This is a genomic window from Pseudomonas lutea (assembly GCF_000759445.1).
GTDB lineage: Bacteria > Pseudomonadota > Gammaproteobacteria > Pseudomonadales > Pseudomonadaceae > Aquipseudomonas > Aquipseudomonas lutea.
The window spans coordinates 1,860,516-1,873,596 of record NZ_JRMB01000002.1 but is presented as its reverse complement, the minus strand read 5'-3'; the positions used below and the strand labels follow the sequence as shown (position 1 = coordinate 1,873,596).

13 protein-coding genes are annotated in these 13,081 nt (G+C 58.0%); 7 read left to right on the top strand and 6 right to left on the bottom strand.

The window, feature by feature from the left end; translation table 11 throughout:
• Window positions 1-144 precede the first annotated feature (144 nt).
• From LT42_RS20540 to LT42_RS20530, 3 genes are all read left to right on the top strand, one after another.
• A complete protein-coding gene (locus LT42_RS20540; RefSeq protein WP_037017064.1) occupies window positions 145-1,152 on the top strand; it encodes a methionine ABC transporter ATP-binding protein in 1,008 nt (335 codons plus the stop codon).
• A complete protein-coding gene (locus LT42_RS20535; RefSeq protein WP_037017061.1) occupies window positions 1,152-1,826 on the top strand; it encodes a methionine ABC transporter permease in 675 nt (224 codons plus the stop codon). The genes LT42_RS20540 and LT42_RS20535 overlap by 1 nt, the downstream gene beginning before the upstream one ends.
• Before the next feature lie 64 nt (window positions 1,827-1,890).
• Window positions 1,891-2,664, top strand: a complete 774-nt coding sequence (locus LT42_RS20530; protein ID WP_037017060.1) for a MetQ/NlpA family ABC transporter substrate-binding protein — start codon at window positions 1,891-1,893, stop codon at window positions 2,662-2,664.
• 187 nt (window positions 2,665-2,851) lie between these two features.
• Here LT42_RS20530 and LT42_RS20525 read toward each other — a convergent pair whose 3' ends face one another.
• Window positions 2,852-3,484 (bottom strand): SCO family protein, encoded by a 633-nt coding sequence (locus tag LT42_RS20525; RefSeq protein ID WP_037017059.1) that lies wholly within the window; start codon window positions 3,482-3,484, stop codon window positions 2,852-2,854.
• Between the two features lie 149 nt (window positions 3,485-3,633).
• Here LT42_RS20525 and LT42_RS20520 point away from each other — a divergent pair, with 149 nt between their 5' ends.
• The gene (locus LT42_RS20520) at window positions 3,634-4,284 is read left to right on the top strand and encodes a hypothetical protein (RefSeq protein ID WP_037017056.1); all 651 of its coding nucleotides are present in this window, start codon (window positions 3,634-3,636) and stop codon (window positions 4,282-4,284) included.
• Between the two features lie 24 nt (window positions 4,285-4,308).
• Here LT42_RS20520 and LT42_RS20515 read toward each other — a convergent pair whose 3' ends face one another.
• From LT42_RS20515 to LT42_RS20505, 3 genes are all read right to left on the bottom strand, one after another.
• Window positions 4,309-5,838: a SulP family inorganic anion transporter gene (locus tag LT42_RS20515; protein WP_037017054.1), complete on the bottom strand. Its 1,530-nt coding sequence runs from the start codon at window positions 5,836-5,838 to the stop codon at window positions 4,309-4,311.
• A 131-nt stretch (window positions 5,839-5,969) separates the two neighbouring features.
• Window positions 5,970-6,635 (bottom strand): carbonic anhydrase, encoded by a 666-nt coding sequence (locus LT42_RS20510; RefSeq protein ID WP_420806914.1) that lies wholly within the window; start codon window positions 6,633-6,635, stop codon window positions 5,970-5,972.
• Window positions 6,636-6,938: 303 nt separating this feature from the next.
• Window positions 6,939-7,997, bottom strand: a complete 1,059-nt coding sequence (locus LT42_RS20505; RefSeq protein WP_037017048.1) for a PA0069 family radical SAM protein — start codon at window positions 7,995-7,997, stop codon at window positions 6,939-6,941.
• A gap of 192 nt (window positions 7,998-8,189) precedes the next feature.
• Here LT42_RS20505 and LT42_RS20500 point away from each other — a divergent pair, with 192 nt between their 5' ends.
• From LT42_RS20500 to LT42_RS20490, 3 genes are all read left to right on the top strand, one after another.
• The gene (locus LT42_RS20500) at window positions 8,190-8,843 is read left to right on the top strand and encodes a dual specificity protein phosphatase family protein (RefSeq protein ID WP_037017045.1); all 654 of its coding nucleotides are present in this window, start codon (window positions 8,190-8,192) and stop codon (window positions 8,841-8,843) included.
• Between the two features lie 192 nt (window positions 8,844-9,035).
• Entirely contained in the window at window positions 9,036-10,265 is a 1,230-nt protein-coding gene (locus LT42_RS20495) for a phosphoinositide-specific phospholipase C-related protein (RefSeq protein ID WP_037017042.1), read from the top strand.
• A 59-nt stretch (window positions 10,266-10,324) separates the two neighbouring features.
• On the top strand, window positions 10,325-10,675 hold the full coding sequence (locus LT42_RS20490) for a hypothetical protein (protein WP_037017039.1): 351 nt from the start codon (window positions 10,325-10,327) through the stop codon (window positions 10,673-10,675).
• Between the two features lie 64 nt (window positions 10,676-10,739).
• Here LT42_RS20490 and LT42_RS20485 read toward each other — a convergent pair whose 3' ends face one another.
• Together LT42_RS20485 and prlC are read right to left on the bottom strand one after the other, a co-directional pair.
• Window positions 10,740-11,027 (bottom strand): YheV family putative zinc ribbon protein, encoded by a 288-nt coding sequence (locus tag LT42_RS20485; RefSeq protein WP_037017037.1) that lies wholly within the window; start codon window positions 11,025-11,027, stop codon window positions 10,740-10,742.
• Window positions 11,024-13,075, bottom strand: coding sequence for an oligopeptidase A (gene prlC / locus LT42_RS20480; protein WP_037017032.1), 2,052 nt, complete (start codon window positions 13,073-13,075; stop codon window positions 11,024-11,026). Before prlC ends, LT42_RS20485 begins: the two co-directional genes overlap by 4 nt.
• Window positions 13,076-13,081: the final 6 nt, after the last annotated feature.

Here is a 13,081-nt window from a genome sequence, read left to right as displayed (position 1 = left end):
AAGAAGGCTGGGCCCAATCAGGATTCCACAGGCTAAAATGCGCGCCCGGTTTACCCAGCCGAAGCCGAAATGGCATCGCTCAGCAGCGTGATGAGTGCATGAATTCCACGCTGATCTTTCAACGCGCCCCACAAGGTTCGCTCCGTGATCGAGTTCCAAAACGTTCATAAGACCTATCGGGTCGCCAACCGGGAAATTCCCGCGTTACACCCCACCAGCTTGCGCATCGAAAACGGCCAGGTGTTCGGTCTGATTGGCCATTCCGGCGCGGGCAAAAGCACCCTGTTGCGCCTGATCAACCGCCTTGAAGCGCCCAGCGGCGGCAAGATTCTGGTGGATGATGTGGACGTCACCGCCCTGGAGGCCGACGGTCTTCGTGGCTTTCGCCGTCAGGTCGGGATGATCTTCCAGCATTTCAATCTACTGTCCTCCAAGACCGTGGCCGACAACGTGGCCATGCCGCTGACCCTGGCCGGGGACATGTCTCGGGCACAGATTGATCAGCGTGTGGCCGAGTTGCTCGCGCGCGTGGGCCTTTCGGACCACGCCAGAAAATACCCCGCGCAACTGTCCGGCGGACAAAAGCAACGCGTCGGCATCGCACGCGCGCTGGCGACCAAGCCGAAAATTCTGCTCTGTGACGAGGCCACCAGTGCTCTCGACCCGCAGACCACTGCGTCGGTGCTGCAACTGCTGGCCGAAATCAACCGCGAATTGAAGCTGACCATCGTCTTGATCACCCACGAAATGGATGTGATTCGTCGCGTCTGTGACCAAGTGGCGGTGATGGACGCTGGCGTGATCGTCGAGCAGGGCGCTGTGGCCGATGTGTTTCTGCACCCCAGCCATCCGACCACACGCCGCTTCGTTCAGGAAGACGAGCAGGTCGACGAGAACGAGCAGAACAGCGATTTTGCCCACGTCCAGGGCCGCATCGTGCGCCTCACCTTTCAGGGTGAAGCCACTTACGCGCCGTTGCTTGGTACCGTCGCACGCGAGACCGGCGTGGACTACAGCATCCTGGCGGGTCGAATCGACCGCATCAAAGACACGCCTTACGGGCAACTGACGCTCGCCATTACCGGCGGTGACATGGACGCTGCGTTTGCACGTTTCACCGCAGCTGACGTTCACATGGAGATCCTGCGCTGATGGATACCCTAAGCACCCTGTTTTCAAACGTCGACTGGTATGAAATCTGGCTCGCAACAGGCGACACCCTGACCATGCTTGGCGTCTCGCTGGCATTCACGATCCTCTTGGGTTTGCCGCTTGGCGTACTGATGTTTCTCACCTCGCCGCGACAGTTGCTTGAGAACAAGCCGGTCTACGCGACCGTAGGCTTGATCGTGAACATGCTGCGGGCGCTGCCGTTTATCATCCTGCTGATTGTCATGATGCCGCTCACGGAAATCATCACCGGCACTTCACTGGGTATCCTTGGTACCTTGCCGCCGCTGATCGCGGGCGCTACACCGTTCTTCGCACGGCTCGTGGAAACAGCACTGCGTGAGGTAGATAGAGGCATCATCGAGGCCATTCAGGCCATGGGCGCCACCACCCGACAAATTGTGATCAAAGCGCTGTTGCCCGAAGCACGTCCCGGCATCCTCGCCGCCATCACTGTTACGGCGATTGCGCTGGTGTCGTTTACCGCCATGGCAGGCGCGGTCGGTGCAGGAGGCCTTGGCGATCTGGCGATTCGCTACGGTTATCAGCGTTTCCAGAACGATGTGATGTTTGTGACGGTCGTACTGCTGCTGGTCCTGGTGCAGATCCTGCAAACCGTCGGCGACAGACTGGTCGCGCATTTCTCACACCGTTAACCGAATTCGCCGGTCGCTGGCCGGCAGATGCATGCGCCTACGCATGCATTCAGGAGCAAAAAAGATGAAGAAGTTACTGGCTGTATTCGCTGCTGTAGCGGCCCTCTCTGCCCACGCTGATGAGAGCCTGACCGTTGCGGCCACTGCCGTGCCTCACGCCGAGATCCTCGAGTTCGTGAAGCCGATGCTGGCCAAAGAAGGTGTGACACTGAACGTGAAGGTCTTCAATGACTACATTCAGCCGAACGTGCAGGTTGATCAGAAGCGCATGGACGCAAACTTCTTCCAGCATCAGCCGTATCTGGATGAGTTCAACAAGGGCAAGGGGACGCACCTGGTCAGCGTCGCCAAGGTTCACATCGAGCCGTTTGGCGCGTACTCGGACAAATTGAAAAGTCTGGCCGAGCTGCCGGATGGCGCTAACGTCGCCATCCCGAATGACGCCACCAATGAGGGCCGGGCGCTGTTGCTGCTGGTCAAGGCCGGTTTGATTACTCTTAAAGATCCAACCAGCATCACCGCCAAGCCAAGCGACGTGCAGCAGAACCCGAAAAACCTGAAATTCCGCGAGCTGGAAGCGGCGACCCTGCCGCGCGTACTCACGCAAGTGGACCTGGCGCTGATCAACACCAACTACGCTCTGACCGCCAAGCTTGATCCGACCAAAGATGCGCTGATCATCGAAGGGGCGGAATCTCCATACGCCAACATCCTGGTGACCCGCGAAGACAACCAGGATGCACCGGCTATCCAGAAACTGGTCGCCGCGCTGCACAGCCCGGAAACCAAAGCGTTCATCGTTGAGAAGTACAAAGGCGCCGTAGTTCCGGCGTTCTGATCGGGCCATTTAGGCAGGTGAAGCCAGATACCGCGTAAGACTCGACCCCTCATCCGCCACACCTCCCTGTAGGAGCGCGCTTGCCCGCGAAGACTCAGGTACAGACGATAGACACATATCGCATGTACTGATCACTTCGCAAGCGCGCTCCTACAACGATCGAACCCGGCACTCACGTCGGTCGCTGCTACTTCCTTTCAACCAGCCCCGGCAACTGCGCCACCAGTTTCTGGCTGTTCAGCGGCGCGCGGATAAAACCGCGCTGAGTTCCGTCCGGGCCGAGCAGGGCGAGGTTGCCGCTGTGGTCGACGGTGTAGTTGGGCTTGCTGGTGTCCGCGGGGAAGTAAGGGATGCTCACGGCATTCGCCAGCTTCTGCAGCGTATCGACTGGCGCCCTCAGACCAACGAACTGCTTGTCGAAATAACCCAGGTATTGCTTGAGCTGTTGCGAGGTGTCGCGATCAGGATCGACGCTGATCAGCACAATGCGCAGATTCGCGACGGCGTCAGCGGGCAGTTCGCTTTTGATCTGACGCAACTGCGCCAGGGTGATTGGGCAAATGTCCGGGCAAAAGGTGTAGCCGAAGAACAGCAAAGTCCATTTGCCCTTCAATTGGCTCAATGAAAGGGGCTGACTGTCCTGATCGGTGAATGACAGATCCGGCACAGCGCGGCTTTGCGGAAGCAGGATTATCCCTGCATCAACGAACGCGGTCTGGTCGCCCTGATCCGTTCCGGACAGCGTGCGGTAGACGATGAAGCCAAGCGCCAGCGCCACAATGGCGACCAGGATGAAAACGGTTTTTTGGGTTCGAGTCATGGCTGAGCGCATGTGATGTTCTGGGGAGTGGCAATTATGCACTTAAGCATGAGCCTGTTATGACAATTACGTCTTAGCGTCACTCGTGCGCAAGCTAACGTATGACTTCTCTATAATGACCGTTTGGTTTCACTGCCTATGGAGCACCCATGAACACTGCCGCATTGCGCGAGCAAATCAGCCGAGCTCAGAAACACGAAAACCAGTCGGGCCAGCTATCACGCCAGCTCGAGTCGCAACTTCCTCATCTTCATCCCTCCATTCATGTCCCGGAAGTAGACGCACGAGGCGTGCTGACGCGCTTCGTCATTGCCTACATCAGCCAAGTGCCGGATTTGCTGGACGCCGCCCATGACGTCGCATTACAGGCCGGGATCGAAAGCCAGATCAAGCCGGTGCTGAAAATTGCCGAACAGTTTTTCAGTGCGCCGCCGGCCATTATGGTCGGCCATGAAGGCCTCGACGGTCTGCTGGACGAGGCGTACCTGGCCCACCGTCTGGTGGAAGAAGTAAATGATCTCTACATCAAGCATCTGGGTCAGCCGTTGATCCCGGTGAACACCACCGTGGCCAGCGTCATTGCTCATCAGTTGATCGGCGAATCGTTCGCCAACCAGCTGGACGAAGTGGTGCATCACGCTATCGATGAAATGTTTAACGAGGAGAGTTTCTCGCTGGAATCAGTGGAAGCCTACCGCGAGCGCCTTGCCAGCCGGGATACCGAAGCAGCCTGGAAGCGCTGGCCCAGCCTGTCCCGGCAACTGGGTGTCGGACTGGAGCTGGAGTGCGGGAACGACTAGCCCCGCACTCTCTGCGCTGCGTCCTCAATGCAACGCGGCGCCTCCAATGGAAGTGCGGATCCGTCCTTCTACGCGACGCTTGAGCAATCGCTGCTCCAACAGCAAACGCGAACCCTGTGCCGCATTGGCCCGCCCCCATTCTTCCAGCAACTCCAGGCAGGAATGGTCAATGTAGGTCAGATTGCCCAGCGGCACGTGCAATGTGGTGCCAGGTGGTACGGTTTCCAGCGTCTGCGTGAGCGCCGGGACCTTGAGGAAGGTTGCCGACCCGTTCAGGCGCAGCTCCATCTCACCGTCTTCCGGCAGGTCCACGAGATTGATTTTCAAGCGCGATGCATTCAGTGCCAGCTTGACCAAGGTGAGGCCGAAGCCGATCAGTACGCCGGTCAGCAGGTCTGTCAGGACAATCGCGCTGGCCGTCGCGCCATAGATGAACATCGGCATCCGGCCGTAGCGTCCCAGCCCCTTGAGCGCTTGAATGTTGACCAGCTTCACGCCGGTATAAACAAGCACGCCGGCCAGGCTCGCCACTGGAATACTCTGCAGCACGCTGGACAGCAACAGCACGAACGCCAGCAGCCACAGACCATGGAACATCGCAGACAGACGAGTCTTCGCACCCGCCTGGACATTGGCCGAGCTGCGCACGATAACCCCAGTCATTGGCAATGCACCTACAAGACCGCACAGCATGTTGCCCACGCCTTGCGCGCTGAGCTCCTTGTCGAAGTCCGAACGTTGGCCATCGTGCATGCGATCTACCGCTGCTGCCGACAGAAGCGTCTCGGCGCTGGCGATAAAGGCCACGGCAATCGCAGCGATCAGAATCGCCGGATCCGTCAGGTTCATCAGATCAGCCGGGCGCAGCCAGTCAATGGCTTCGGCGAGGTTGGCCGGAACTTCGACGCGCTTGACTTGCAAGCTCATCACCAGACTCACCACCGTTGCGATGCCGACGCCAAGCAACGCGCCCGGCACAAACCGCAGCGCGTGGGGACGGCGCTTTTCCCACAGCCACATGATCGCGATGGTACCCAATCCCAACAAGCCCGCCTGCATGCCGCTGCCCGCGCCGATAGCACCGAGCAGGGTCTGCGGGAACGCCACCAGGTTGTCCAGCCCCGAGGGCTTGGGGCCACTGTCGAACATGACATGGACTTGGGAAAGCACAATCAGCACGCCGATGCCCGCCAGCATGCCGTAGACCACCGCCGGCGCCGTGACACGAAACCAGCAACCGAGCTTCAAGCGCCCCGCCAGTAACTGCAATGCACCGGCAAGCAGCAAAATAGGCCCCAACATCGCCATCCCGTGCTCACGCACCAATTCGAACACCAGCACTGCCAGACCTGCTGCCGGGCCACTGACCTGCAACGGCGAACCCGCCAACCAACCCACCACCAGACCGCCAATAATACCGGTGATCAATCCCTTGGACGGTGGCATGCCGGAAGCGATGGCGATGCCCATGCACAGCGGCAGGGCCACGAGAAAAACCACCACGGAAGCCAGCAGCTCCCGTGGTAACAACGCTTTCAGATCAGTAGTAGCCATGACGACTCTCCGGAATTCAGACGTGACAACGCCCGGCGGCACGCGCAATGCGCGGCCGCTACGAGCTTGTATGAGGGTGGAACCGTCAGGGCCGACGCCGCTGCGCTCAGGCGCAGCGGGTCAGCCAGCGATCAATATCGCCCGCGGGGGATCGACGCCATGGGCACCGGATGGTCGCCATCCAGCGGCAGGAAGCAGTCCTGCTCGGCATCGTATGCGCGGATTTCGCTGGTTTCGATGTCGTAGACCCAGCCATGGATGAACAGCTGACCGCTGGCCAGTTTGGACGCCACGGAAGGGTGTGTGCGCAGATGCTGCAACTGCGCGATGACGTTTTCTTCGGTCAGGACGTGCATGGTTTCATGCTCGCCGGTGCAATTGCAGTTGTCTTGCACCACCGTCTTGGCCACCTCGGCGTGGCGCAGCCAGGCCTTGACCGTCGGCATTTTTTCCAGCGTATCGGGGTTGAGAACAGCGCGCATGGCACCGCAATCGGAGTGGCCACAAACGATGATGTGCTGCACACCCAAGGCCAGGACAGCGTATTCAATAGCCGTCGATACGCCGCCATTCATTGGGCCATAAGGCGGGACGACGTTGCCCACGTTACGGGTGACGAACAGGTCGCCCGGCGAGCTTTGGGTGATGAGTTCCGGGACGATGCGCGAGTCGGCGCAGGTGATGAACATGGCCCGGGGATGTTGGGCGGTGGCGAGTTTCTTGAACAGCTCTTCCTGCTGAGGGAAGACGTCATGGCGGAAATGCTTGAAGCCATCGACGATGTGCTGCAGCGCCATTTCGGCGGTTTCCACCTGAGGCGTTACGCCTGCGGTTGCAGCCTTTGGCTGCTTATCCTGGTCACTCATGTTTCATCCTCTCTGACGGATTGAAGTGGACTGTCCGGCGAATCCTGTGGATGACCCACTTTACGGCCTTCGTGCGAAACTTTTCCTACGAGACCAATCGGTCACTTCCGACACACCTTAACGACGCAAACTTAATTGAAACTGAATGCGTGGCTCTAGCTCGCGGGTCTCGCGCGGGATGTTCCGACGGGACCCTTTCAGCGTCGGCTCGATGGCGATGAGACGCCTCGCGAGTCACAGCAGCGACATCTGACCGCCGGGCGGGCAAAAGGCGCTGCAGTCCAGCTGAAAGCTCTCTCTGCGGTTCAGACCATACTTCTTGATCGCCAGGCTGTATCGCTGCGCCAGCAACTCCGCAAAGACCCCTTCGCCGCGCATCCGTGAACCGAAACGGCTGTCATAGACTTCGCCGCCACGGCTCTGCCGGACAAGGCTCATTACGTGTTCGGCCCTTTGCGGATAATGCGCCTGTAGCCACTCTTCGAACAACGGGGCAACTTCCAGTGGTAACCGCAGCATCACGTAGCTTGCACTCAACGCACCAGCGGCCTTGGCCTCGGCCATCAGTTTTTCCAGCTCCATGTCATTGATCATCGGAATCATCGGTGCAAGCAGGACACCCACGGGCACGCCCGCTCCGCGCAAGACGCTGATTGCCCGCAGCCTAGCCTTTGGCGCGGCGGCGCGAGGTTCGAGAATGCGCTTGAGTTCATCGTCCAGGGTCGTGAGACTGATGAACACCGACACCAGCCTCGACTTAGCGAGCTCCGCCAGCAGGTCAAGATCACGAAGAATCAGCGAGCCTTTGGTGATGATCGTCACTGGATGGCGGTAACGCAGCAATACCTCCAGCGTCGCTCGGCTGAGCGCGTACTCGCGCTCTATGGGCTGATACGGATCGGTATTCGCACCCAAAGTAATGGGCGCCACGCTATACCCGGGCTTGGATAGCTGTTGCTCCAACAAGGCTGCCGCATTGGTTTTCGCGATCAGCTTTGTCTCGAAGTCCAACCCTGGCGACATGTCCCAATACGCATGGCTTGGCCGGGCGTAACAATAGATACAGCCATGCTCGCAGCCTCGGTAGGGATTGATCGAGCGATCAAAGGGGATGTCGGGCGAGGAATTGCGCGCGATGATGCTTTTGGCGGTTTCCAGCGTAACGGTCGTGCCTTGAGTCAACGGCGCTTCCTGATACCAGCCGTCGTCTTCAGCCACTGACCGATTGGGTGCGAACCGGTTATGCGGATTGGTCGCGGTGCCACGCCCGCGTGGAGGCAATTGAATAGACATGCTGGCTCCCGATAACTGTTTAAACATACAGTATCGCGAAACGCCGGGTGCCTTCACGCACAGGCCCCGAAAAATATCCTGGTCCCGATCAACGGCTTTCACCAACTTTTGACGTACGTCTCACAGCGCATTGACTGTGAGGGGACAAAACTCGGCGTGCCGATATTGGCTGGTTTCGACGGTAGTCTCCCCATGCGTCTCCGCCCGTTTGCTGCTCAGTTGTTGGTTCTGCTTACTACGTTGGTGACACCCCTTGCACACGCTGAAGAAGCTGCCCCTGTGCTATCGACGCGTCCTGACCAATGGGCCCAACTGGTCGATCGTCACTACAACCTCTACAGAATCACCCCAACGCTGTACCGAAGCCGTCAGCCCGACGCCGCTGCCCAGCCGATTTTGCAACAACTGGGCGTGCACACCGTGATCAATTTTCTCAAGGACAGTGACAGCAAATGGCTGTCCGACCCTTCCATCGCCAAGGTGCAGATCCCGTTGCAAGTCGTACACATCGATGACGCAGACGTGATTGAAAGCCTGCGTGCTATCCAGAGCGCGCAAGAAAACGGTCCAGTGTTGATCCATTGCAAGCACGGTTTGGACCGCACCGGGCTGGTGGCGGCGATGTATCGCATCGTCGCTCAAGGCTGGAGCAAACAGGCCGCGCTGGATGAAATGGAGCATGGAGGTTACGGCGACGAAGACAGCCTCAAGCGCGGGATCGACTACATCAACAGAGTTGATGTAGCAGCCTTGAAGTTGGCGATGGACACTGGCGCGTGCAGTACAAGCGTATTTGCCCTTTGTTCTATCAAAGACTGGTCGCACAAGGTTCGGGTTATCAATTAAAAGCATCGGCTTCCAAGTTTCCGATGCCAATCAAATTAACCGCAGAGTTCCAACCACCGCTCGCATCTTGCAACACACCCATTCGGAGAACAGGTGGCGCTGACACAAAACACAACTACTACTAAGCAGGTGCCGAGCTAGGCATGAATGAGCTAACCCCGTACCTGAAACATATCGAAAAGGATTTCGACAATGACTCTGAAATATCCAATGTGCTTGCTGGCGACGCTTTTAAGCGCCACCACACTAAAAGCAAATGCGACAGTGCTCGATTCGCGAGACAAACCATTTAATGAGTACAGTTGGGTCACCACTCACAACTCTTATGAAAAGATCAATCAAAATCTGAAGGAAATGCCAGCGCAACTCAACGATGGCGTGCGCGGGTTTATGCTGGATCTTTACGTCGAGCATGCAAACCCTCGCCCCGAAGCACGTATCAAAGTCTGCCATAAGCAAATTGCCTGCTATGGACCGTTTGCTGCCCAATTGAAAAACGAGTTTTTGCCGTTCTTGCAACGGAATCCAGGCGAAGTGATCACCTTGTTCCTCGAAACCTACGTCGGGCGCGACGATCTTCAGAAAGTTTTCAACACCTTGCCGGAACTGGGGGATGTGTCGTTTGACCCCGCTCATTTCGCGGCTGATCAATGGCCGACGATCAATCAAATGGCGGCCCGTAATAATCGCCTGATCATGTTAGCGGACAAACGCGAGGTTGCCGGCGACTACTGGGTTCGGGGCAAAAAAATCACGGTGCTGTTTGACCAGGACTGGATTGTGCAGAACCACTGGGCGACCTTGGGCAATGCTGCCAGCAGCATAGAAAGAGAGCATGACTGGTCATGCCCCACTCGATGGGGCAATTTACCGCTCAGTACAAAAGCGGTTGCCACATCCACGGGCAAGCAATGGAAACGGCTGTTCCTTATGAACCAATTTCACCCGGGCACCTCCACCATTTTTGACTCAGCCGCTTACGACAATAATCTCACCTACCTGAAGCGCCGCGAAGACAACTGTGGTGTGAAGCCTAACTACGTGGGGATCAACAACTACAAAAGCGGTGAAACCGAGCGCTACACCAACGCACTGAACAATGGCGGCATTTATTTGCATGAAGGCCCGAATGCGACCAAGACACAAGATCTCGTTTGCGTCATTCCGGTGCGTCCGGGCGTGGTCAATCTGAGCGCGAATGGCTGTGAAAATGATGAAGCGCGATCAATGTCCCTCTCGGGTGTAGCAAAGGGCACACGCATCCAGTTATATGACAACGCCTCGGGCAACACTCAGGACGACCACATGACCGTCGATATCATGCGGGATATAGGCATTCACGAGCGGGTCGTGCTCCCAAGCTTTGAAGCAGACGTCAGCAACACTCATTACAAGCGGTTTACAACCGAAACAATGGGCTAAACGGCAAGGTCTCACGAGTTGTCATCGGAAAAACGCCCACGGACTTCTCCGACGCAACTGTGGCGTTCTATGAAGGAAACAACGCCTCCCAGAACCTCGATTGCGTCATACCCTTTAGCGCCAGCTACACCCTGAAGATGAAGAGCAACAGCTATGGTTGCTCCAACGATGAAATCAAGTCGGCCCGCATCATCAAAGCCAAAGCGGGTACATCTTTCATGCTCACCGGCCATCCCGACGGGGATTTCAAAGAGGGGCGGACGACTGTCGAGATTCTGCGCGACATTACCCTTCCCGTGGTCATCCCGAGCTTCAACAGCAGCTACATAAACAGCGACGTCAAAGTGACCAATTACACCAGGGCCGTCGGTGGCAAAATCTCTTTCGCCGATGTCAAAGGCGCACGGTAATCCGCAGACGCCAGGAAAAAAGGGATACCCAAAACGGGTATCCCTTCCTTTATACGAGATCACGTCAACTCGGATCAATCGGCTTCTTCAACTTGGGATTCGGGAAGAACTGCACGCCCTGCACCTTTGGATCGGCCGGCTTCACAGCAGGTTTGTTTACCCGCGTGCCAAGCTCCTTCGGAATTGACTGCCCCTGTGCATTGAGCGTGTCGGAATAACCGCAGTGCACGCATTCACGGTGCGGCACGTCGTCTTCGTTCCACATCATCAATTTGTCAGGCTCGCTGCACGCCGGGCATACAGCCCCGGCGATGAAGCGTTTTTTGGTAATCAGCTGCGGTGTTTCGGTCATGCTGCGGCATCCTCACTCAAGCCGGAATGGCGCAAGAGTGCGTCAATCGAAGGCTCGCGTCCGCGGAAGTCGACGAACAGCACCATCGGCGCCTGCGAACCACCGCGCGCCAGAATGGCCTCACGGAATGCACGACCCGTCTGCTCGTTGAACACGCCCTCTTCCTCGAACTTCGAGAACGCATCGGCAGACAACACTTCGGCCCACTTGTAGCTGTAATAGCCGGCCGCATAGCCGCCTGCGAAGATGTGCGCGAAGCTGTTCGGGAAGCGGTTGTACGCAGGCGGACGCATCACCGACACCTCGTCACGCACGCCTTCGAGTACTTGCAGCGTGGTGCGGCCGTCGCCATGGGTGGCATGCAGCTCGAAGTCGAACAGCGAAAACTCCAACTGACGAACCATCATCAGGCCGGACTGGAAGTTTTTCGCTGCCAGCATCTTTTCAAGCAAGTCCTGAGGCAGCGGCTCGCCGGTCTCGTAATGGCCGGAAATGAGCGCCAGGCCTTCCGGCTCCCAGCACCAGTTTTCCATGAACTGGCTCGGCAGTTCGACTGCATCCCAGGCCACGCCATTGATGCCCGACGCACCTGCGTGCTCGACGCGGGTGAGCAGGTGATGCAGGCCATGGCCAAATTCGTGGAACAAGGTGGTGACTTCATCGTGGGTCAGCAGCGCAGGCTTGCCGCTGTCCGCAGGTGTGAAGTTACAGACCAGATTGGCCACTGGGCTTTGCAGGGTGCCTTCGGCGGTGCGACGACGATCACGGGCACCGTCCATCCAGGCGCCACCGCGCTTGTTGGCACGTGCATAGAGATCGAAAAAGAAGCGTCCGACGTGCTGGCCGTTTTCCTTGATTTCGAACAAGCGGACGTCCGGGTGCCACGTATCGAAGCCCTTCTGCTCGGCTATTTCGATGCCGTACAGTTTTTGCACGATCGCGAACAGGCCGGTCAGCACTTTGTCGACCGGGAAGTACGCACGCAGCGCCTCTTGGGAAACGCTATAGCGCTGTTCGCGCAGCTTCTCGCCGTAGAAACCGCTGTCCCAGCTTTGCAGGTCCGGGCAACCTTGTTCGGCGGCATAGGCTTTCAGCTGCTGCAGATCCTGAACAGCAAACGGCTTGCTGCGTTTGGCCAGATCACGCAGGAAGCTGAGAACCTGATCGCTGGACTCGGCCATTTTGGTAGCCAGGCTCAGCTCGGAGAAGCTGGCAAAACCCAGCAGCTTGGCCAGCTCCTGACGCAAATCGAGAATCTGCTCCATGATCGGGCCGTTGTCGTTTTTGCCAGCGTTCGGGCCCTGGTCAGACGCACGGGTGCAGTACGCGGCGTAAACCTCTTCACGCAGCGCGCGGTCTTGCGCATAGGTCATGACGGCGTAATAGCTCGGGAACTCGAGCGTGATGAGGTAGCCTTCGAGGTCTTTCGCTTGAGCTGCGGCGGCCATTTGCGCCTTGGCCGAATCGGTCAGACCTGCGAGGGCAGCTTCGTCAGTGATGTGCTTGCTCCACGCTTGGGTGGCGTCCAACAGCTGGTTGGAGAACTGGCTCCCCAGCTCGGACAACTTGCTCTGTACCTCGGCGTAGCGTTTCTGCTGCTCCGGCGGCAGATCAATGCCTGACAAGCGGAAGTCGCGCAGAGACTGTTCCAGAATGGTCTTCTGGGCAACGTCGAAATGTGCTGCCTCCGGGCTGCTGGCCAAGGCTTCGAAGGCCTGGAACAGCTCGCGGTTCTGGCCCATCTCGGTCGAGTACGCGCTTAATGCCGGAAGGCATGATTCATAAGCCTCACGCAGTTCCGGACTGTTGCACACGGCATTCAGATGACTCACCGGGCTCCAGGCGGCGCCGAGGCGATCATTGAGTTCGTCCATCGCCAGCACCAGGCCAGCCCATGTAGGCTGCGAACCTTGTTTAGCAAGAATGTCTGCGATCGCAGCGCGGTTGTCGGCGAGAATCTGTTCGATGGCAGGTTTTACATGCTCGGCGCGAATCGCCGAGAAAGGTGGCAGGTCGTAGGATTGCAACAGAGGGTTGTTCGCGCTCACGGTTTG